The sequence below is a fragment of the Bradyrhizobium roseum genome (assembly GCF_030413175.1).
GTDB lineage: Bacteria > Pseudomonadota > Alphaproteobacteria > Rhizobiales > Xanthobacteraceae > Bradyrhizobium > Bradyrhizobium roseum.
This window is the reverse complement of record NZ_CP129212.1, coordinates 4,351,714-4,370,721: the sequence shown is the minus strand read 5'-3', so window position 1 is coordinate 4,370,721 and position 19,008 is coordinate 4,351,714. Positions and strand designations below refer to the sequence as shown.

Sequence of the window (19,008 nt, the reverse complement as noted above, 5' to 3'; positions counted from 1 at the left end):
CTACCCGCTACCTCCCGCCCTTGGCAAGCGCGCGGGGATGGCGTTGTTGCAAGAGGGCCGGCAAATCCCGGGTCATTTTGTGGTGCAGACCACGGTCAGGACGCGGCGGATGAGTCTTTCTTTCGAAGAACTGGATTTCCGCCCGACGCCGATGGGGGTGCTGAGCCTGAGGCGCCGACGGCGGCCGATGTCCGATATCGACGTTTACGAAATCAAGCTCGGCGACGAGTTCCTGATGTCGAGCCAGTTCACCGCGGCCGAGGTCGAATTGGCCCGGCTCGGGCTGGCGGCGCTCGGTGATGCGGATCTCGACGTGGTGGTCGGCGGCCTCGGGCTCGGCTACACCGCACGCGCGGTGCTGGAGAATGCCGGCGTGCGATCCCTGATCGTAGTCGACGCGCTTGCCGAGGTCATCGAATGGCACGAGCAGGAATTGCTTCCGCTCGGCAAGGAACTGACGGCCGATCCGCGCTGCCGTTTCGTCAACGGCGACTTCTTCGCGATGTCGTCCTCCACCGAAGGGTTCGATCATCGTTCACAGGGCCGGCGTTTCGATGCCGTGCTGGTCGATATCGATCACTCGCCGGACAAGTTGCTGCATCCGCGCCACGCCGCGCTGTACCAGCCGGAAGGGCTGGCCCGGCTTGCAAGTCATCTCAATCCAGGCGGTGTTTTCGCGCTCTGGTCGAACGATCCGCCGGATGGCGCTTTTGAGCGTGCTCTGGCGAGCGTGTTTGCGACCCAAGCATCCCATGTCGTCACCTTCGACGACCTGCGCGGCGACAACGAAGTCAGCAATACCGTCTACGTGGCTGTGAAAGCGGACTTGCCGTCGCCGCGTGTCGTCGTTGATGCGACGCCCGCCGATTGAGCGTCACGCGCATCTGCTGACGCTAACTTGCCGACGCAAACCGGCCATGCAATGCTCGCGCTACCAATGAGACAAGCGCCGGCTGCTGGGCAGCTTGCGAGATGACCGGGATTGCAGGTCCTTTGATCTGAAGCAGTATGTCGCCGAGGCCGGCCATTTGCCGACCATCTGGGAGATGATCGTCAACTGTTTCCATGGTCTCAACGGCGCGCCGAAAGATAGCGAACGTGCGATCTATTGGCTCAGAAAGGCTGCAGCGCTCGGGGACGAGAGGGCGAACCAGATCCTTCGTGAAGAAGGACTCTCATAGCTCGGCCTGGAGCAGCAGCAACAGGCAATCGGCCAGCCGCGTCTCCATCTCTTTCGACGACAGTGACAGCGGCCCGGGATTGTTGAGAATGGCGTTGACCAGCGTTCCCAGCACCACCTGAAAACCGAACGCGATGGCGCGGGTCTTTGCGGCCTTGCGGCCCGGGCCCATGACCCGCAGCAGGACCGGCGTGGCGTTGGCCACATTGGCGCGCGCCAGATCCTTGAAGGTCGACCAGCGGTCCGGCCGGGTGTCGTCGTGCTGAAGTGCGGCGCGCAGCACGCCTTCGTGATTCCGGATCCAGCCGATGGTGCCGCGCACGAGCAGGCGGCTCAGCCCGGCGAGGTCGGCTTCCGTCAGCCGCTGGTCCTGCTTCATCCGGGAGAGCCTGTTTTCGCCGTCGCGCGCGGCAAGCGCCATCAGGGCGTTGAAATACGCCTCCTTGCTCTCGAACCGGCTGTAGAAGGCGCCGACGGTGGCGCCGACCTGCCGGCACAGCGCCTCGATCGACAACTCCGCAAGGCTGTGGGTGCGCAGCATCTGTGCGCCGGCCGCGAGCAGGGCGGCCGTGGTCTCGCGGCTGCGCTGCTGGCGCGACGGGGTGACGCCGGGAAGGTCGAGTTCGGCCGGTCGCTGCATCGGAACTTGCGTCTCCGTCGGATTTAATCATAATCATAATTCGGATTATGGTTTGTGGCAATGCGCCGGCGGCGCGTCGCCATGGCCCGGCGAACCGGCGGATCAACCGCGGGTCGCTTCCACTCAACGGGAGGAAGGCATGGCGGCAGGCAGCGCAACACCGTTCGGCGGCACGATCGGCAAGACGGTGGCCGGATCGAAGCCATGGTGGCCGCAGTCAGCCAAGCCGCCGGCGGGCGCGCCCAACATTCTCGTCGTGCTGTTCGACGATGTCGGATTCTCCGATTTCGGCTGCTACGGCTCGGCGATCAAGACGCCGACCATCGACAGGCTCGCCGCCGAAGGGCTGCGCTATTCGGGCTTCCATACCACCGCGATGTGTTCGACGACGCGCGCGGCTTTGCTCACCGGCCGTAACCACCATTCGGTCGGCGTCGGCTGTCTCGCCAATTTCGACTCCGGCTATCCCGGCTATCGCGGCAAGATCGCGCGCGAGGCGGGCACGCTGGCCGAGATGCTGCGGCCGCACGGTTATCGCAATTACATGGTCGGCAAATGGCACGTCACGCCGCTGACCGAAAGCGGCGCCACCGGGCCGTTCGACGGCTGGCCGCTCGGCCGCGGTTTTGACCGCTTCTACGGTTTTCTCGACGCCGAGACCGACCAGTTCGCGCCCGAACTCGTCTCCGACAACACCCATATCGATCCGCCCGGGATCTACGCCGACGGCTACCACTTGACGTCCGACCTGGTCGACCAGTCGATCCGCTTCATTGCCGATCACACCGCCGACCGTCCCGACGTGCCATGGCTGACCTGGGTGGCGCTCGGTGCCTGTCACGCGCCGCACCAGGCGCCGATGGACATCATCAAGAGCTATGACGCGATGTTCGCCCATGGCTGGGACGTCGAGCGCGCGCAGCGCATGGCACGCCAGAAGGCGATGGGGATCGTGCCGCAGGAAACCCGCTTGCCCGCGCGCAATGACGGCGTGAAGGCGTGGGACGAGTACAGCGCCGACGAACGGCGCGTGTTCACGCGGCTGCAGGCCGCCTTCGCCGGCATGCTCGACCATGCCGACCGGCATCTGGCGCGGCTGATCGGCTTCCTCGATACCGCAGGGATCCGCGACAATACGCTGGTTTTGGTGCTGTCCGACAACGGCGCGAGCCAGGAGGGCGGGCCGTGGGGTTTTGTCAATGCGATGGGGCCGTATAATTTCCGCCCCGAGCCGGTCGCGGAAAAACTGCGCCGGATCGACGACATCGGCGGCCCGGATTCGCACAGCAATTTTCCGCACGGCTGGGCGATGGCGTCGAACACGCCACTGCGCCGCTACAAGCAGAACACCCATGGCGGCGGCATCCGCGATCCCTTCGTGATGAACTGGCCGAAGAAAATCGCCGCGAAGGGCGAGGTGCGCCACCAGTTCGTTCACGCCTGCGACCTGACGCCGACCCTGCTGGAACTGATCGGCATCGCGCCGCCGGCCGAAATCGGCGGCATCGCGCAGATGCCGCTCGAAGGCGAAAGCTTTGCGCGTTCGATTGCCGATCCTGCCGCGCCCTCAAAGTCTTCGCCGCAATACTTTGAAATGTTCGGGCATCGCGGCATCTGGCACGACGGCTGGAAGGCGGTTTCCTTCCATCCGTCCGGCACGCCGTTCGAGAACGACACATGGGAGCTGTTTCATCTGGCGCAGGATTTTGCGGAGACCAACGATCTGGCGGCGCAGGAGCCCGAGCGGCTCGAGGCAATGATCAAACTGTGGTGGCGCGAGGCCGAGCAGCGCAATGTGCTGCCGCTCGACGACCGGTTCGGGCCTCGGTTCGCGGAAAACGCCGCGCGCTTCCACGGCGCGCGCAACAAGTTCACCTTTCACGCCGGCATGGGGCACGTCCCGACCGACGTCGCGCCCGACGTGCGCAGCCGCAGCTACACCATCGAGGCCCATGTCGAGATCGGCGACGATGGTGCAGAAGGCGTGCTGATCGCCCATGGCGACGCCACTTCCGGCTACAGCCTCTACATCAAGGACGGCCTTTTGGTGCACGATCTCAACATCGGCGGCGGCCACGAGATCGTGACCTCGACCCGCAAGGTGCCGGCAGGTGCGCACCGGCTCGGCGTGCATGTCGAGCGTATGATCCGCAAGGAGCCGCCGGCCAAAGGTTCCCGCACCGGCGTCACCGCATATACGCTGCTGATCGACGGCGAGCCGGCCGGCGCGATCCAGACCCAGCTCGCCTTCAACAATTTCATCTCGTGGTCCGGTCTCGACATCGGCCGCGACCGCTCCAGCCCGGTCTCGCATTACGAGGCGCCGTTCGAATTCACCGGGCGGTTGCTGAAGGTGACAGTCGACATGCACGACGACCAGAAGCTGGATGGCGAGGGGGTGGCGGCTGCGGAGATGGCGAGGCAGTAGGCTTCTTCCGAGCTCGATCGTCACCGCCCGGCTCGATGTTTCGTCCGGAGACATGGCTGATACCTGTTCGGACACATCGCTGACAGGTTGGCCATTGGTCAAGTCGATTGATGCGACCTGCCAGCTGGCAAAGAAGATGCCGTAGTTGCCGTCGCGATCGAGCGGCCGGATGGCGAGCCGTGTCGCCGTCAAAGGCACCGCTCGCGCGCGGGGTTGAATGCGGGATCGATGTCGTCCATATCGCGCGCAACGACGGTGAATAATCGGGGATGCAGAATGGACGAACTGAACGGACGCATGATGGCGTGCCAGATCCTGATCACGGGACTGATCGCGCGTGTCGCGAACGAGCAACCCGATCCCTTACGCTTTCTCACCGGCTTCCGCGACGAGATCAAAGCGGTGGTGAGCGGCGTCAACATATCAGGCATGGACAACACCGACCGCGTGCGCCAGGTCGCGCAGTCGACGGTCGACGAATTGTTTTCGCTGATGAAGCCGCCCAGCGCCGATGAATCATCGCAGGGCTGATGATATCCATCATATGTCCCCGCAGATATTTCCCATCGTTCTTTTAGAACGATTTTAATCGCTTAGTTTAGAACGCCTACAAACTGCAGATTAGAATCTCTTTCAACTCGCGCGATTAGAACGCTGTGTTGCCGCCGTCGCATTGACCCCGATTTCCACGCTCGATAGCACCGGCATGAGACGGGTTGTCGCGCGTCAAGATGCGCGCCTGTCGAGATTTCAATCAGGGGCGCGCAACATGAGCAAAGTAAAGGCACCGAGGTCGCTACGTTTGGGGGGGGCGATCGACTCGGTCGGCCAGGTCATCGAGAACAATTCCGGCAAGAAGGTTTCCGCGGTCGCGGGGCTGATTGCGGTCGCGTCGTTCTCCGGCGCGGAAGCGCAGCAGTCGAATCTCCCGCCGGTGACGGTCGATGCCCCGGTGGCGCGCCCGCGTCCCGCCGCGTCAAAACCTTCACCGGACCAGGTTCGCGCCCGCACCGCGTTGCGCCGCGCCGCCCGCCGCGCGCAGCCGGCGCAGGCCGCCCCGGTGCCGTTCCCGAATGCGGGGAGCCTCGGCGCCGCCGATCGCAATCCCTATGCGGATGCCGCGGCGCCCTACAAGGTCGACCGCGTCCAGGCGTCCGGCAAATTCCCGGAGCCGCTGCTCAACACGCCCAAAACCATCACAGTGATGAGCAAGGAAGTGCTCGCCGACAAGAACATCACCTCGCTGCGCGAGATCGGGCGCTCCACCGCCGGCGTGACGCTGGGATCGGGCGAAGGCGGCAACGCGTTCGGCGATCGTTTCTTCATCCGCGGTTTCGACGCGCGCAACGACGTCTTCATCGACGGCATCCGCGATCCCGCGGTTTCGATCCGCGAGAACTTCTTCACCGAGCAGATCGAGATTTTGCGCGGCCCGGCCTCGTCCTATGCCGGCCGCGGCACCGCCGGCGGCGCCATCAACATCGTCACCAAGCAGGCCGGTGACCGCAACTTCTACAATGCGGACAGCACGTTCGGCACCGACCACACCAAGCGCATCACGCTCGACGTCAACCAGGTGATCTCTCCGACATTTTCGATTCGAACCGGTGGCATGTTCCAGGATGCCAACGTGGCGGGGCGCAACTACGTCACCGATGATCGCTGGGGCGGTTTCATCTCGACCAAGTGGACGCCGACCAACGACATCAAGATCACCACGAACTACGTCCACACCGACCTCAGCGGCCTGCCGGATTTCGGCGTGCCCTGGTACCGGCAGGGCAACACGCCCGTCACCGAGGTGAAAGGCATCCCGCGCCAGAACTGGTACGGCTTCGTCAATCGCGACTTCCAGACCGCGCGGCAGGATTTCGGCACGTTGACGGGCGAGTACAAGGTCACCGACAGCATCACGCTGACCAGCCGCACGCGCGCGGAGCACTCGCTGCTGGCCTATATCGGCACGTTGCCGAACTCGCCGCAGACGGTGCTTCCTAACCCTGGAGACTGGAGGTTCACCGCCAGCCCGCAGAGCCGCAACCAGTGGGTCGACATCCTGGCGAACCAGGAAGAGGCGACGTTCAAGTTCGATACCGGATCGGTCAAGCATACGTCGGTGGTCGGGCTCGAAGTCTCCAACGAGCGTATCGGGATCGATCGCTACACCGGCCTTTCGTCGGAAGCGTTTGGACCCGGCGCCCCCGGCAGCGGCGCCTTGCCGAACCAGTCGATCTACGCGCCGAGCTACACGTTCCTTCCGTTCAACACCCTTCCGTCGCTGATCGGAAATCCAACGCGCTACAATGTCGACAGCAAGGCCCTCTATGTCATGGACACCGCCAACTGGCAGGACACCATCATCCTGAACGGCGGTGTGCGCTACGACGGCTACGACCTGCGATCGTCGAACAACACGGCAACCGCCAAGGTCAACTCGGATTTCATCAATTATAACGTCGGCGCCGTCTTCAAGCCGGTGCCGATCGGAAGCCTCTATGCGGCCTACGCGACTTCGACCAATCCATTCGGCTCCGAACTCGACGCCACAGGCACCGATTACGGCAGCGCTCCGCCAAACGGCGCCGTCATTCTTGGCCCCGAACGTAACAAGGCCGCCGAAATCGGCACCAAGTGGGAGCTGTTCGATCGCCATTTGCTGGTGACCGGCGCGCTGTTCCATACCGAAAAGGACAATGCCCGCGAGACCGTCAACGGCACCCTAACCTCGGGCGCGGCCTATCAGGTCGAGGGTATCGACCTCGAGGTCAGTGGCAAGATCACCGACCGCTGGAGCGTCTTCGGTGGCTTGGTGCTGATGCGCTCGAAGGTCACGCAAAGCGGGAACGCTGCCAACCTCGGCCTGCAGATGGCCAACATCGCCCATGAATCCTTCAGCATGTTGAGCAAGTACAAGTTCGACGGCGGCTGGGAGCTTGGCGGGCAGGCGGTCTACCGCTCAAAGATCTATGGCGGCACCTTTGGCGCCAATACCGGCAACGAGCTCCCGAGCTACTGGCGCTTCGACGCGTTCGTCGAAAAGAAGATCGACAAGAACTTTACCATAAAGCTCTACGCGCAGAACCTGACCAACAAGCTCTATTACGACACGCTCTACCGCAGCGCGACGCCGTTCGTGGCAGTGGCGCCGGGGCGGGCGTTCTATCTCGTCACCTCGGCGAAGTTCTGAGCGTGCTGGTCTGTATCCCTGAGGTCCTCAGCAAGGATGATGTGGCGGATTTCCGCCGCATCATGGACGCCTCCGCCTGGGAGGACGGCCGCTCCACGGCCGGAGCCCAATCGGCCATGGTCAAGCGCAACGAGCAGCTGCCGCCGGACAGCGAGCCTGCGCGTGCGCTCGGCAACCGCGTGCTGTCGGCGCTGACCGCGAGCCCCCGATTCATCTCGGCGGCGATCCCGCTGCAGATCTTTCCGCCGCTATTTAATCGCTACGCGGCCTCCGGCGGGCACCATTTCGGCCTCCATGTCGACAACGCGGTGAGGGGAGATCGCCTCACCGGCCAGCGGATCCGGACCGACCTGTCGGTGACGCTGTTTCTGTCGGAGCCGGACGAGTATGATGGGGGCGAATTGGTGGTCGAGGATCTCTATGGTTCCCACGAGATCAAGCTCGCGGCCGGGGACCTCGTGCTTTATCCTGCGTCCAGCTTGCATCTGGTCACGCCCGTCACACGAGGTATGCGTGTGGCGTCTTTTTTCTGGCTGCAGAGCATGGTACGGGATGCCCACGCCCGCAGTCTGATCTTCGATCTTGATACCTCGATCCAGGCCCTGGTGGAGCGGCTGGGAAGGGACGACCCCGAAACGGTCAAATTGACCGGTATTTATCACAACCTGATCCGCTATTGGGCCGAAGTATGATGAACATGTCTCTTTCTCGCGCGATGACGGTTGCAGTGGTCTGCGCGCTGGCGATGCCACAGCTGGCGGCGCCGGCTGTCGCTCAGACCTTGGCCCAGCAGACGCCTGTGGCCCAGCAGGCTCCGGCACAACCTCCGGCCGCGCTGCCCCAGGCGGCGCCGGCTGTGCCTTCGGATGCCGCCACGCCGGCCGAGCGCGAGGCCAAATCGCTGAAGGCCGCCGCCGCCGAACTGAAGGAATTGTCGCCCTGGACGATGTTCAAATCGGCCGACATCGTGGTCAAGGCGGTGATGCTCGGCCTTGCCTTTGCCTCGCTGGTGACCTGGACGATCTTCATCGCCAAGATGCTCGAGCTGAGCGTGGTTCAGCGCAAAGTGCGCTCGGCGCTGACCAAGATCGCCGACGCGCGGTCGCTGGCGGAAGCGCAATTCGCGCTGGGCTCCAAGGGCTCCGTGCTGGCGTCCTTCCTGGCGGCGGCGATGCGCGAGGCGCGGCTGTCGGCAGGCATCTCGAGCGACGCCGGTATCAAGGAGCGCGCCGCCTCCAGTTTTGCTGAAATCATGCGCGCCGAGGCCCGGCGGGTCCGGCTCGGCATGGGGCTGCTCGCGACCATCGGCGCGACCTCGCCCTTTGTCGGATTGTTCGGCACCGTCTGGGGCATCATGAACAGCTTCATCGGTATTTCGAAATCGCAGACCACAAACCTCGCCGTGGTGGCGCCCGGCATCGCCGAAGCGCTGCTCGCCACCGCCATCGGTCTGGTCGCGGCGATCCCAGCGGTCATCATCTACAATCACTTCTCACGCGTGACCAAAGGCTACCTCGAACTGGTCAACCGCGCATCGGGCGCCGCGGGGCGGCTGCTGTCGCGCGACCTCGACCGCACCCATGTCTCCGGTACTCATGTCAGCGGCGGCCAGCGCAGCCGCGGCGCAGCGGAGTAGGCCATGGGCGCGTCACTCGCAGATAACGATGCCGATGACGACGATTTCGCGGAATCGCACGAGATCAACGTCACGCCGTTCATCGACGTCATTCTGGTCCTGCTGATCATCTTCATGGTGGCGGCACCGCTGTCGACCGTCGACCTGCCGATCGACCTGCCGACCTCGACGGCGAGCCCGCAGAAGAAGCCGGACAAGCCGACCTATGTCAGCATCAAGCCGGATCTTTCGGTGGCGATCGGGGAGAACATGGTCAAGCGCGTCGACCTGGTGCGCTCGCTCGATACGATGCCCGACATGACCAAGGAGCGGCACGTCTTCCTGCGCGCCGACCGCGCCGTGCCTTATGGCGAGTTGATGGACATTCTCGAAATCCTGCGCGCCGGCGGCTACTCCAAGATCAAGCTGGTGGCGCTGGAAGGCGTTCCGGACACAGCGGCGCAAGCGGCGCCGGCAAAGCCTTGACCGGTCTCGACGATCACAAACCGTCCCGGCGGCTCTGGGTCCTCGCCGCGGTGATCGCGCTCGCGCTGCATGCCGGCGGCGCGGCGCTGGCGATCGTGCAGTTGCAGGCTGAAGAGTCCGACGACGCGCTGGGCGCCACGGCGATCGAGGTCGGTCTTGAAATGGCGGCGGTGCGTCGCGAAGTCACCGATCTGCCGCCCGGCCCCGACACCGACGCTTCCGCGGCGTCGCCGCAGCTCAACGAGCAGAAGGCCGAGGTCAAGGAAACCGACCTGCCGCAGGACAAGCCGACCGAACAGGACGAGGCCGACCGGTTGGTGACGGAGACCGAGTCGAAGAAGCCGCAGGAGGATGATCCGAAGATCGCGGCGGTGCAGACCCAGGCGTCCACCGAGTCGGTTGCCGCCGAAGCCACCGCGACGCCGAGTTCGGAAGTGATCCCGGAAGGGCCGAAGTCTGTCGCGCCCGTGATCGGCTCCGGCGAGAGCGCAAGGCGCGCGCGCGTCACCTGGCAGAAGGAGCTGGTCGCGCATCTCGACAAGCACAAGCGCTACCCGAAGGAGCGCCAGCAGAAATCCGCCGAGATCCAGATCCGCTTCACCCTCGACCGCATGGGCCATGTGCTCGCGACCGATATTGAAAAGGGCTCGGGGGATGCGGCGTTCGACGAGGCCGCACTGGCGATGGTGCGCCGCTCCGACCCGGTGCCGATGCCGCCCCCCGTCATCGCCGACGAAGGCCTGACTTTCACGTTGCCCGTGATCTTCCGCGTCAAGACCAAGGGCTGAGCGCGCTGACGCCAGGCTCGTAGCTTGTAGCCCGGGTGAGCGAAGCGACCCCGGGAAACAGTGGCAACAACAAACGGCTATCGTCGTTGGCTGGCACCTACGCTTCTTCCTAGATCGGATAATGCTGCGGTCCGGTCTCGATCGTGATCCAGCGCAATTCCGTGAATTCGGCGATGCCGGCCTTGCCGCCGAAGCGGCCGTAACCCGATGCCTTGACGCCGCCGAACGGCATCTGCGCCTCGTCGTGCACCGTCGGGCCGTTGACGTGGCAGATGCCGGAATCGATGCGCTTGGCAATTTCCAGCGCACGGGCGATATCGCGGCCGAACACGGCGGCGGAGAGCCCGTACTCGGTGTCATTGGCGACGCGCACCGCTTCGTCCGCGCCGTTGACCCGCACGATCGATACCACCGGACCGAACGATTCCTCGTTATAGATGCGCATCGACGAGTTGACGCCGTCGATCACGGTCGCCGACATCAGCGTGCCCTCGCTGCGGCCGCCGGCGACCACCTTGGCGCCCTTGCTGACGGCGTCATTGATCAGCGCCTGGATGCGCGCCGCGGCATCGGCGCCGATCAAGGATCCCAGCGGCGTGTTGCCCTTGCGGGGATCGCCGGCGACCAGCGATCCGGCCTTTGCCGCGAGCTTGGTCACGAACGCGTCGGCGACCTTCTCGTCGACGACGAGGCGCTCGGTCGACATGCAGATCTGGCCCTGGTTCATGAACGCGCCGAACGCCGCGGCGGCCACTGCCGCATCGATATCGGCATCGTCGAGCACGATCATCGGCGCCTTGCCGCCGAGTTCGAGCAGCGCCGGCTTGAGATATTTGGCCGCGACCTGCGCGATGATGCGGCCGACGCGCGTGGAGCCGGTGAAATTGACCCGGCGCACCGCGGGATGGCCGATCAGCATTTCGATCAGGGCCGGCGCGTCTTCCGGCGCGTTGGTGATGACGTTGAGCACGCCGGGCGGCAGGCCCGCGTCGCGCAGGCATTCGGCGATCAGCCGGTGCGTGCCGGGGCAGATTTCGGACGCCTTCAGCACCACCGTGTTGCCGCAGGCCAGCGGCAGCGCCACCGCGCGTACGCCCAAAATGACCGGCGCGTTCCACGGCGCCATGCTCAGCACCACGCCGGCGGGCTGGCGGATGGCCATCGCGATGCAGCCCGGCTTGTCGGAGGGAATGACTTCGCCGGAAATCTGCGTGGTCATCGACGCCGCCTCGCGCAGCATGCCGGCCGCGAGGTGGACGTTGAAGCCGGCCCAGCCGGCGGTCGCCCCGGTCTCGGCCGCCATCAGCTCGATGAACTGCGGGGCTTTCGCTGCCAGCAGGTCGGCAGCCTTCAGCAGGATCGCGCGCCGGGCATTCGGGCCGGTGGCCGACCACGCCGGGAAGGCGGCGGCGGCCGTGTCGGCCGCCCGCTTCGCATCCGCGATCTGCGCCGCCGCGGCGCGGCTGGCGATATCGCCGGTGACGGGATTGAGCCGATCGAACGTCGCGCCGTTCGACGCCGGGACATCCTTGCTCTCGAGCAGCAGCGTGATTTCGTGCATGGCTTTCTCCTTGGACGTGACGTTGCGTGAGGGTGTAGCGGCCGGCGGCGGACCGCCGAGATAGGCGCGCTGGACGGCAGGATCGGACTTCAGGTGAGCGGCGCTGCCGTGGCCGGTGATAACGCCGTTTTCGAGCACATAGCCGCGATCGGCGATGGCAAGGCTTTCCTGCGCGTTCTGCTCGACGAGCAGCAGGCCGACGCCGGCCTCGCGCACCCGCCGCAGGGTCGCGAACAGTTCATGCACCATGGCCGGCGACAGCCCGAGCGACGGTTCGTCGAGCAGGAGAATATCCGGGTTGGACATCAGCGCGCGGCCGATGGCGAGCATCTGCTGTTCGCCGCCGCTCATGGTGCGCGCGATCTGGCCGGCGCGTTCGCTCAAGCGCGGAAACAGGGCGAGTACCGTCTCGCGCCGCGCGGCCTCGCCGTCGCGGGCGCGCTTCGGGTTGGCACCGAGCAGGAGGTTCTCCTTCACCGTCAGCTCGCCAAAAATGCCGCGCCCTTCCGGCACCAGCGCCAGCCCGCTTTCGACGATCTCGTGCGGTGGAAGTGCGGAGATATCGCGGCCGCCGAGCCGCACCTGCTTGCCCGGCAGCGCCCGCGCCACGCCCGCGACGGCTTTCAGCAGCGAGGTCTTGCCGGCGCCGTTGGCGCCGAGGATGGTCACGATCTCGCCGCGCCCGACATCGAGCGCGACATTGTCGAGCGCGCGATGCAGGCCATAGGCCAGGCTGAGATTCTTCACCTCAAGCATCGGCGGCCACCCCGCCGAGATAGGCTTTGACGACCGCCGCATCGCTCAGCACGTCGGCGGTTGCGCCTTCGGCGATCTTGCGGCCGCCGCTCATCACCACGCAGCGGTCGCACAGCGCGCGCACCGCGTTCATGACGTGCTCGACCAGCACGATGGTGATGCCGTCGGCCTTCAGCGACCTGATCAGCGCGATGCCGATCATGAGTTCGGATGGATTGAGGCCGGCGAGCCATTCGTCGAGCAGCAGCAGGCGCGGCCTGGCGGCCAGCGCACGGGCAAGCTCCAGCCGCTTGCGATCGATATAGGTCAGGTCCGCCGCCGGCCGCCGGCCGTGCCCGGCGAGGCCGACGCGGTCGAGCAGCGTATCGATCCGCACCTCGGATTCGGCCGTGGGCAGATGCGGCTTCTGGAACGCCAGCCCGGCGCGGATGTTCTCGCGGCAATCCATGCCGTCGAGCACGCGGACGAGCTGAAACGTTCGTGCCAGGCCGAGCCGCGCGATCCGGTACGCGGCAAGGCCCGCGATGTCCTTGCCACCCAGTCGGATCGAGCCGGCATCGGGCCGCAGCACGCCGGACATCAGGTTGAGCGCGGTCGTCTTGCCGGACCCGTTGGGGCCGAGCAGGCCCATGATCTCGCCGTGCTCGACGGCAAAGCCGAGATCGTTGACCGCGACCAGCCCGCCGAACGCGCGCCGCAGGCCGTCGACTTCGAGCACGGCCGTGTTGCTTGGCCCGGTCATGCGGCCACCCGTTGCGTGGCCTTGTCGCCCGGCGTTGCCGCGAGCTTTTCCAACAGTCCCGCCACGCCGCGGGGCAGCAGGTAGACGATCAGGAGAAAAATGCAGCCGAGGATGATCGTAAACGTGTTCGGAAACCGCGCGCTCAAGAGTTCGAACAACAGCGTCAGCGGCACGGCGCCGAGCACCGGTCCCCACAGCCGGTGCGCGCCGCCGAGCAGCGCCATGATCAGCACCTGGAACGAGATCATCGAATTGAAGGCGATCGACGGTTCGATATAGGTCCAGCGCGGCGCCATGATCGCGCCGGCCAGCGTCATCACCGTGGCGCTGATCGTGAACAAGGCGACCTTGGCGAACGTCGTATCGATCCCGCAATGCTTTGCGACCGTTTCGTCCTCGCCGATTACCCGCAATGCGAAGCCCAAGCGCGAGCGCGCGATCAGCCAGCCCAGCAGGAACACGGCGGCGGTCAGCGCCAGCAATTGCCAGTAGATATCGGCCTGGGTGATGTTGACGAAGACATAGCGCCCGAGCACGCGCGACTTGTTGACCTCGAACCAGACCACGAGCTGGCGGATCAGTTCGGTCAGGCCGAACGTGAAGATGACGAAGTAGACGCCGCTCAGGCGCAGCGTCGAGAGCCCGACAAGGGCGGCCACGATGGCGCCGAGCCCCGCCGATATCAACAGCACCACCGGCCACGGCAATATCTCGCCGAGCACCGCCACCGTGTAGGCCCCGACGCCGAAGAACGCGGTGGTCGCCAGCGAAACATAGCGCGTCGGCCCGGAGAACATCCCCCAGGCCGTTGCCAGCACGGTGTATTGCAGCAGGCTGATGGCGAGCGCGAGATAATAGGGATTGCCGAGGCGCGGCACGAACGCCAGCAGCGCAAACGCCGCCAGCGCCAGGATTGCAAGGCCTGCGGTTCGCGCGGTCATCGCGTCGCCCTGCCGAACAGGCCGGCCGGCTTCACCAGCAGCACGGCGAGAAACAGGGCAAAGTTGACCGCCAGCGTCAACCCGGGATCGACATAGGACGCGACCAGCGCCTCGCTGAGCCCCAGCGCCAGCCCGGCGACCAGGCAGCCCATCATGTTGCCGACGCCGCCCATCACCACGACGATCAGCGCCTTCATGGTGAAGACCACGCCGGATGACGCGCTGAAGGTGAGGAACGTAGAGACCAGCACGCCGGCCGCCGCCACCAGCGCGCCGCCGAGCGCAAAGGTGATCGCGGAGGCCTGCGGCACATTGATTGCGACGAGCTGCGCCGCAAAGGGATCTACGGCCACCGCGCGCACCGCCGTGCCGGCCCGGGTCCGGGTCAGCGCCAGATAGAGGGACAAGCCGAGCAGGATGGTGATGCCGAGCGCGGCGAGGCGGTTGGCCGCCACGGTCTCGCCGAGAAACTGCACCGGGAAGGCGAGGAACGAGTAGCTGTAATAGGCCCCGCCGAACATCGCCAGCATCGCGCCCTGAATGACGAAGGTCAGCCCGAAGGTGGCCAGAATGCTGTCGACCTCCAGCGCGTCGCGGTTGGGGGCGCGACGCACCAGCGGCGTCAACAGCACCTTGTAGATCGCATAATTCAGCCCGAAGGCGAGGGGAACCACCAGCACCAGCCCGACGAACGGGCTGATCGCCCAGCCCGTGAACAGCCAGTGCGACGCAAAGGCCGCCGCAATCAGGAACTCGCCGTAGGACAGGTTCATGATGCGCGCGACGCCGTACTGGAGCGTGAGCCCCATGGCGACGAGCGCATACATGCCGCCCAGCATCAGGCCGGTCAGGATGGCGTTGGTCATGGCAAGACCGGCCGCGTCTGCGTGACGTTACGGCGCCACCCACGCCGGCTTCGGCACGATCGCAGCGCGCGCGCCTTCGTTCTTCGACGGCGCCACGCCGTAGAACTCGCCGTCCTGCCACTGGCCGACCCACCAGTAGCGCGTCGGCATGTTGTTCTCCAGCTTGACCTTGCCGATCACGGTATCGAACGAGCCGGTCTGCAGATCCTTGATCACGGCGGCGCGGTCGACCTTGCCGACGCGTTCGATCGCCTGCTGCAGCATCTGCAGGCTGGCATAGGTCACGGCACTGGCCCAGCGATCCGGCTCGGCGCCGTTGGCGGCAGAAGCCTTGTGGCGCGCGAGGTAATCCTTGATGGCGGGGCTGTCGCCGCTCCAGCCGCCGATGCCCATCACACCCTCGATGTTCTTGCCGAACTTCTGCTTGTAGAGCGGGAAGGCCGTGCCGACGCCGGTGTAGAACACTTTCGGATTGAGGCCCGCGATCCGCGCCTGCTCGGTCAGCGCCAGCGTGTCCGGCGGATAGCTGAAGGCGATGAAGACGTCGGGATTGAGCGCCTTGACCTCGTTGACAATCGGCGCGAGGTCCTGCGTGCCGATCGGATAGCTCTTGTCATAGGCGAGCTTGAATTTGGCGGCGGTGATCGCCGGCCGCGCCGCACTCGACAGGTCGATGCCAAAGCCGTCGGCGATCGAGACCATCGCCACCGTGTCGCCGATCTTCTTTTCATCGCGCAGCTTGGTCAGCAGTTCGACCAGCGTCTTGGCGGCATCGGCCGAGGTGCCGAGCAGCCAGAAACTGTTCGGCCAGCGTTTTGCGAGTTCCGGCGCGCGGTCGGTGACGGCGGTGGCGGCGAGATGCGGATAGCCTTCGCGGTTCAGCGTTGGCCCGACCGCCAGATTAAGGCCGGTGCCCCAGGGCGGTAGGATGAAATCGACCTTGTCCTGGTTGATCAGCCGCTCCAGCGCCCGCACCGCTTCCTCGGCGTTGGAGCGGTCGTCATATTGCACGACCTCGATCGGCACGCGCTTGTCGCCGAGCTTGATGCCGCCGGCCGCGTTCACTTCCTTCACCCACAATTCGTAATTGGGGATCGTGGTGACGGCAGCGCCGCCGGTATTCGGGCCGGTGCGCGAGATGGCGTAACCGATCTTGATCGAGTTCTGGGCGTAGGCCGCGCCCACAAGGCCCAGCGTGGCGGCGCAGGTGGCGGCGGCGAGCAGGGCGGCGCGTCGCGTCAGGAATGTCGTCATGGTCTCCTCCCGGTGTGTGTCGTCCGGCGCCATTGAACTGGCGCTCATGATCGTCCTGACCCTAGGGGAGGTGGCGGGAGGCTTGGAATTGGACGAAACCGGGGAATGATTGTACTTTTCTGGCAAAACCTTGGGTTTACGGGCGGCGGATTGTCTCAGGAGGCGCGCGGATGGCGGCATCATCAGGACTCAATGGGCTGCCGGTCGGCGTCGCACTGGCGGTGCGCGCGGAGACCTTTTCGGCCGATCTGGCCGCGCGATCGTGGGCGATCCGCCAGAAATCAGGACACCGCGCGCATCTGTTGCTGCTGCAATCGGATCGCGGCCGTGCGTCCTGGCACGGAACCACCGTCGCGCTGGAAGCCCCGGCGCTGCTCTGGCTGCCGGGCAGCCTCGATGCGATGATTGAGGTGGGGCCTGGCGCGCATGGCCATCTGCTGTCGGTCGACGATGATTTCCTGATCAAGATCGTCGCCGGCCATGCCGAGGCGCTGCATTTGCGCCGCAGCAGCGAGCGCGTGGCTCTGATCGCGAGCGAGGCGCTGCCGCCGGCCCTCGACAGCATCGTGCAATCCTGTTCGTCCATCGTAGCCGAGTTGCGCTCCCCGGGCTTTGGCGGTGCGACGCTGATCTCCTCGCACTGGCTGCTGTTGTGCCTGCAGCTCTGGCGCCTCAGCACCCCGCAGAACGATCGCAACGAAGTGGCCGCGCGCGGCGGTCCGGCGCTGGTCGGCAATTTCCTGCAGATGGTCGAACTGCATTACCGCGACGGCTGGCCGGTGGCGCGCTACGCGAACGCGCTCGGCGTCACCTCCGACAAGCTGCACGCCCATTGCCAGCGCGAGAAAAACTGCGGCCCGCGCGCGATCATCCACGAGCGGCTGCTCCGCGAAGCCTGCACCCGCCTGCAGCAGCTCGATCTCCCGGTCGAGCAGATCGGCTACGGCCTGGGCTTTCGCGATCCGGCGTATTTCAACCGCTTCTTTCGGAAGTATCGCGGGGCGTCGCCGGGAAACTACCGCCGGCAGATCAGGCTGGAGCACGCGCGGAGTGGGCCGTCGTATGCGGCGTGGCCGTAAACTAAAGGTGCAGAATATACGGCCTCACGCCATGCATTCGCAGTCTCAGACACGCGATCTCCTGGTCGGAAAGGGGGCGCAGCGCGGTTCGCTTGTCTTCCCGAACGATACCGGGATAGCGCAGGATAGCCTCTTCCGCATCACCTGCCGCAAGCGTTCCGACCGCGAAGAATCTGGGATCAGCTTGCCGTTCCGCCAGGCGTAGCTCGACGAGCCAACCACTTGGCGCGAGCCCCGTCACATCGGATTCATCTCCGCACGGCTGTTCTCCAAGACTGACCTGGCCGGCTATCGGAAATGAGTTGAGGCTCGGTATCGGCACCGGTATCGACTAGCGGCGCCCTGATCGCTTCAGTTCGGCGACCTGCTGCTTCTCCCCGGAAAGCTTGCCTGCGGCGTGCAGGCTGCTGCAATACCACCACACCTCATAGTGCTTCCAGGCCAAGAACATTCCGGTTTCCCTGCACTCCTGGTAGGTTTTGTAGTTGCGTCCGTTTCTGCACGTCGTCGATAAAATAAAATCCCCCGACGTGGAGCATCCATTCCAGGGTTGGTTGCCGTATTTGAAGCTGGTCTGGCAACCGTCGGTGCAATTGCTGGAGGTCTTCTCGAGCAAGGCAATCCTCGCCAACACTGAACCGGGCGCCGGCTTTTGAGCGGACGTCGATGGCGTTTGAGAGGCCGGCGAAGTCGGGCGAGCTGCAACCCTGTTTGCCCCGGCGGTGCCTGACCCCGGACGCTGCGGCCTTGCCACCGGCTTCGGCGCCACGACCGTGATGCCGGGAAGCTGGCTGGCAGGGCCTGTTGCGGTTTGCGATACTGCCGTGCCGTTCAGCAATACGATCGACAGGACAGCGAGAGTTGAGGACACGGCAAGCCCCGATGATATTCTCATCACACGTTCTCCCAAATCCGGAAGTAAATGTCGTCCTCGCCTCGGATACCCTGTCGCGCATCCAACCGGCATTTCCGCCAACAAATGACAGACGGGTTTCCGCTGTCCGCCAGCAAGCCCCGATAACGCCTGCGCTACCTGTTTCGATTTTCCGCGGTGATCCGGAATTTTCCCCCATTCAGCATGCCGGTGCAGTACCACCAGACTCGTTGTCGGTCCATGCCTAGGAACATCTTGGTTTCCACGCATTGCACGTAGTCCCTGTGTGTGAGTGTGTCTTTGCAGGTTGCCGAGAAAACTGAATAGTATCCCGCGGATTCGCTGCACCCGACCCAGGGGTCCTTGCCGCGTTTGAAACTTGTTTCACAGCCATCGTTGCAACTGCTAGCCTCTCTCTCCAGCCGGGCAAGCTTCGCCATGACAGGACCCCGCGCAGCCGACGGCGTCCCGCCCGCTGTTTGAGCCGTGGTCCGGCTCGCTAACCCTCTGCGGAGAGCTGTACCGGTGTTTGCCCGCTGCTGCTGCCTCCCTGGCGGCCTCGCCCTTTGCTCCGGCGCCGTGACCGTGACGCTGGGAAGCGTGGAGATTGG

General features: G+C 65.1%; 17 protein-coding genes and 2 pseudogenes. 10 read left to right on the top strand and 9 right to left on the bottom strand.

Translation table 11 applies throughout. The features are described from left to right. Positions 1–109 precede the first annotated feature (109 nt). Both QUH67_RS21095 and QUH67_RS34985 read left to right on the top strand, forming a co-directional pair. Complete coding sequence (locus QUH67_RS21095) at positions 110–871, top strand: spermidine synthase (RefSeq protein ID WP_300940904.1); 762 nt, start codon at positions 110–112, stop codon at positions 869–871. A 175-nt stretch (positions 872–1,046) separates the two neighbouring features. After that, positions 1,047–1,181 (top strand): SEL1-like repeat protein, encoded by a 135-nt coding sequence (locus tag QUH67_RS34985; protein WP_407080469.1) that lies wholly within the window; start codon positions 1,047–1,049, stop codon positions 1,179–1,181. Here QUH67_RS34985 and QUH67_RS21090 read toward each other — a convergent pair. After that, on the bottom strand, positions 1,176–1,820 hold the full coding sequence (locus QUH67_RS21090; RefSeq protein ID WP_300940903.1) for a TetR/AcrR family transcriptional regulator: 645 nt from the start codon (positions 1,818–1,820) through the stop codon (positions 1,176–1,178). The two genes, QUH67_RS34985 and QUH67_RS21090, sit on opposite strands and share 6 nt — an antisense overlap. A gap of 139 nt (positions 1,821–1,959) precedes the next feature. Between QUH67_RS21090 and QUH67_RS21085 the strand changes: the two genes are divergently transcribed. Beyond that, a complete protein-coding gene (locus tag QUH67_RS21085) occupies positions 1,960–4,248 on the top strand; it encodes an arylsulfatase (protein WP_300940902.1) in 2,289 nt (762 codons plus the stop codon). A gap of 45 nt (positions 4,249–4,293) precedes the next feature. Here the strand turns inward: QUH67_RS21085 and QUH67_RS21080 are convergent. Next, positions 4,294–4,428, bottom strand: a pseudogene (locus tag QUH67_RS21080) (IS481 family transposase); the annotation flags it as partial. A 96-nt stretch (positions 4,429–4,524) separates the two neighbouring features. Between QUH67_RS21080 and QUH67_RS21075 the strand changes: the two are divergent. The 6 genes from QUH67_RS21075 to QUH67_RS21050 all read left to right on the top strand — a co-directional run bounded on the left by QUH67_RS21075 (position 4,525) and on the right by QUH67_RS21050 (position 10,324). Then, entirely contained in the window at positions 4,525–4,779 is a 255-nt protein-coding gene (locus QUH67_RS21075; RefSeq protein WP_300940901.1) for a hypothetical protein, read from the top strand. Between the two features lie 238 nt (positions 4,780–5,017). After that, the gene (locus QUH67_RS21070) at positions 5,018–7,435 is read left to right on the top strand and encodes a TonB-dependent receptor (protein WP_300940900.1); all 2,418 of its coding nucleotides are present in this window, start codon (positions 5,018–5,020) and stop codon (positions 7,433–7,435) included. A 2-nt stretch (positions 7,436–7,437) separates the two neighbouring features. Then, positions 7,438–8,127, top strand: coding sequence for a Fe2+-dependent dioxygenase (locus QUH67_RS21065; RefSeq protein WP_300940898.1), 690 nt, complete (start codon positions 7,438–7,440; stop codon positions 8,125–8,127). Beyond that, positions 8,124–9,071: a tonB-system energizer ExbB gene (gene exbB / locus QUH67_RS21060; protein ID WP_300940896.1), complete on the top strand. Its 948-nt coding sequence runs from the start codon at positions 8,124–8,126 to the stop codon at positions 9,069–9,071. The genes QUH67_RS21065 and exbB overlap by 4 nt, the downstream gene beginning before the upstream one ends. Positions 9,072–9,074: 3 nt before the next feature. Next, a complete protein-coding gene (gene exbD, locus QUH67_RS21055; RefSeq protein WP_300940894.1) occupies positions 9,075–9,536 on the top strand; it encodes a TonB system transport protein ExbD in 462 nt (153 codons plus the stop codon). Further along, entirely contained in the window at positions 9,533–10,324 is a 792-nt protein-coding gene (locus QUH67_RS21050; protein ID WP_300940892.1) for a TonB family protein, read from the top strand. Before exbD ends, QUH67_RS21050 begins: the two co-directional genes overlap by 4 nt. 109 nt (positions 10,325–10,433) lie before the next feature. On the opposite strand, the gene QUH67_RS21045 is transcribed toward QUH67_RS21050, so the two are convergent. The 6 genes and pseudogenes from QUH67_RS21045 to QUH67_RS21020 form a co-directional block, all read right to left on the bottom strand. Beyond that, positions 10,434–11,885 carry an aldehyde dehydrogenase gene (locus QUH67_RS21045; RefSeq protein ID WP_300948120.1) on the bottom strand — a complete coding sequence of 484 codons (1,452 nt, stop codon included), beginning with the start codon at positions 11,883–11,885 and terminating at the stop codon, positions 10,434–10,436. A 279-nt stretch (positions 11,886–12,164) separates the two neighbouring features. Next, positions 12,165–12,641 (bottom strand): annotated as a pseudogene (locus QUH67_RS21040) (ABC transporter ATP-binding protein); the annotation flags it as partial. Continuing rightward, the gene (locus tag QUH67_RS21035) at positions 12,634–13,383 is read right to left on the bottom strand and encodes an ABC transporter ATP-binding protein (RefSeq protein ID WP_300940891.1); all 750 of its coding nucleotides are present in this window, start codon (positions 13,381–13,383) and stop codon (positions 12,634–12,636) included. The gene QUH67_RS21035 and the pseudogene QUH67_RS21040, both read right to left, overlap by 8 nt. After that, positions 13,380–14,324 (bottom strand): branched-chain amino acid ABC transporter permease, encoded by a 945-nt coding sequence (locus QUH67_RS21030; protein WP_300940889.1) that lies wholly within the window; start codon positions 14,322–14,324, stop codon positions 13,380–13,382. The genes QUH67_RS21035 and QUH67_RS21030 overlap by 4 nt, the downstream gene beginning before the upstream one ends. After that, positions 14,321–15,190 carry a branched-chain amino acid ABC transporter permease gene (locus QUH67_RS21025; protein ID WP_300940887.1) on the bottom strand — a complete coding sequence of 290 codons (870 nt, stop codon included), beginning with the start codon at positions 15,188–15,190 and terminating at the stop codon, positions 14,321–14,323. The genes QUH67_RS21030 and QUH67_RS21025 overlap by 4 nt, the downstream gene beginning before the upstream one ends. Positions 15,191–15,217: 27 nt before the next feature. Beyond that, positions 15,218–16,492 (bottom strand): amino acid ABC transporter substrate-binding protein, encoded by a 1,275-nt coding sequence (locus tag QUH67_RS21020; protein WP_300940885.1) that lies wholly within the window; start codon positions 16,490–16,492, stop codon positions 15,218–15,220. A gap of 122 nt (positions 16,493–16,614) precedes the next feature. On the opposite strand from QUH67_RS21020, the gene QUH67_RS21015 reads away from it, so the two are divergent. Next, complete coding sequence (locus tag QUH67_RS21015) at positions 16,615–17,523, top strand: helix-turn-helix domain-containing protein (RefSeq protein WP_300940883.1); 909 nt, start codon at positions 16,615–16,617, stop codon at positions 17,521–17,523. 331 nt (positions 17,524–17,854) lie between these two features. On the opposite strand, the gene QUH67_RS21010 is transcribed toward QUH67_RS21015, so the two are convergent. Further along, on the bottom strand, positions 17,855–18,418 hold the full coding sequence (locus tag QUH67_RS21010; protein WP_300940882.1) for a hypothetical protein: 564 nt from the start codon (positions 18,416–18,418) through the stop codon (positions 17,855–17,857). Positions 18,419–19,008 lie beyond the last annotated feature (590 nt).

What these genes read in the sequence shown, in the direction of transcription:
- QUH67_RS21070 (WP_300940900.1), top strand. Translation starts at nt 5,018, where the DNA reads ATGAGCAAAGTAAAGGCACCGAGGTCGCTACGTTTGGGGGGGGCGATC.
- QUH67_RS21015 (WP_300940883.1), top strand. Translation starts at nt 16,615, where the DNA reads ATGGCGGCATCATCAGGACTCAATGGGCTGCCGGTCGGCGTCGCACTG.
- QUH67_RS21035 (WP_300940891.1), bottom strand. Translation starts at nt 13,383, where the DNA reads ATGACCGGGCCAAGCAACACGGCCGTGCTCGAAGTCGACGGCCTGCGG.
- QUH67_RS21085 (WP_300940902.1), top strand. Translation starts at nt 1,960, where the DNA reads ATGGCGGCAGGCAGCGCAACACCGTTCGGCGGCACGATCGGCAAGACG.
- QUH67_RS21090 (WP_300940903.1), bottom strand. Translation starts at nt 1,820, where the DNA reads ATGCAGCGACCGGCCGAACTCGACCTTCCCGGCGTCACCCCGTCGCGC.
- QUH67_RS21075 (WP_300940901.1), top strand. Translation starts at nt 4,525, where the DNA reads ATGGACGAACTGAACGGACGCATGATGGCGTGCCAGATCCTGATCACG.
- QUH67_RS21020 (WP_300940885.1), bottom strand. Translation starts at nt 16,492, where the DNA reads ATGAGCGCCAGTTCAATGGCGCCGGACGACACACACCGGGAGGAGACC.
- QUH67_RS21030 (WP_300940889.1), bottom strand. Translation starts at nt 14,324, where the DNA reads ATGACCGCGCGAACCGCAGGCCTTGCAATCCTGGCGCTGGCGGCGTTT.
- QUH67_RS21045 (WP_300948120.1), bottom strand. Translation starts at nt 11,885, where the DNA reads ATGCACGAAATCACGCTGCTGCTCGAGAGCAAGGATGTCCCGGCGTCG.
- QUH67_RS21025 (WP_300940887.1), bottom strand. Translation starts at nt 15,190, where the DNA reads ATGACCAACGCCATCCTGACCGGCCTGATGCTGGGCGGCATGTATGCG.
- QUH67_RS21010 (WP_300940882.1), bottom strand. Translation starts at nt 18,418, where the DNA reads ATGAGAATATCATCGGGGCTTGCCGTGTCCTCAACTCTCGCTGTCCTG.
- exbD (WP_300940894.1), top strand. Translation starts at nt 9,075, where the DNA reads ATGGGCGCGTCACTCGCAGATAACGATGCCGATGACGACGATTTCGCG.
- QUH67_RS21095 (WP_300940904.1), top strand. Translation starts at nt 110, where the DNA reads ATGAGTCTTTCTTTCGAAGAACTGGATTTCCGCCCGACGCCGATGGGG.
- exbB (WP_300940896.1), top strand. Translation starts at nt 8,124, where the DNA reads ATGATGAACATGTCTCTTTCTCGCGCGATGACGGTTGCAGTGGTCTGC.
- QUH67_RS34985 (WP_407080469.1), top strand. Translation starts at nt 1,047, where the DNA reads ATGATCGTCAACTGTTTCCATGGTCTCAACGGCGCGCCGAAAGATAGC.